At 41.3% G+C, this 947-nt stretch carries 1 protein-coding gene; it reads right to left on the reverse strand.

The window, feature by feature from the left end; genetic code table 11:
- A partial coding sequence (locus Q4496_RS17875) for a flagellin (protein WP_303610969.1) occupies positions 1–947 on the reverse strand: 947 nt, incomplete at both ends.

Consider the following 947-nt stretch of genomic DNA (forward strand, 5'->3'; position numbering starts at 1 on the left):
ACATTTTCTGCTACATTAGACAAGTTACTGATAGTGTGGCTAAAACGGTTTTGAACCGCACCTAAATCAGCACGTTGGCTATCAATTTGTGCTAACGCTGCATCAATGGTTTGTATCGCAGATTGGGCACCAACACTTGTTGTACCGGATATATCAATATCTTCAACAGTTGTTAATTCACCTTCACCACCAGTACCAGTTATACTACCACCTAAGATTTCATCAACAGTTGTGCCTGAGATACCAATTTTATCTGGCGAAGTTAAATGAAGCTCTGATGTTTTAGATGAATCAGCTGTAGCAACAGTTACAGCATCAAACTTTAAAGTACCTGCAGGTGTACCTGAAGTTTCAGCAATAGCTTCAATCCCGCCAACACCTTCAGCTTTAAGAGCTATGCTGCCACCGGCTGCAGAGTCATATACAGCATCATAACCATCAGCCACTAAATCCTCTGTTAAACGTTCCATATCACCACCGTATGCAGCAAGGTCATATGAATCTTCACCGATATTAATTGTTGCGTTATCAGCACTAGTAATTCCTGAGAGCGTTACTTCTAATTTTGCTGTAGCTGTAACACCCGTTGCAGCTGCGTTGATTTTATCAGCAACGCCATCAGCACCATCAGTAGCAAGAATTGGAACACCTGTACCATTAATATTAAGATTAGGATCAGCAGTAATTGTTTCATTAGCAGCTAAATTACCTGGTGCGGCAACATCACCAAAGACACTACCAGCACCTTCAACATCATAAGCACCAATCGCATCAGCAGCCATATTACCTAACGAAACATTAATGGTTTCATTCGCATTTGAACCTACTTGGAATTGTTTTGTTCCAAAAGTACCGTCAAGTAAACTCGTTGCACCAAACTTAGTGGTTTCAGAAATACGGGTTAATTCTTGTTGCAGTGCACCTACTTCTTTTTGAAGCGCGGCACG

It is taken from the genome of Colwellia sp. 5_MG-2023 (genome assembly GCF_030547795.1).
Classification (GTDB): domain Bacteria; phylum Pseudomonadota; class Gammaproteobacteria; order Enterobacterales; family Alteromonadaceae; genus Colwellia.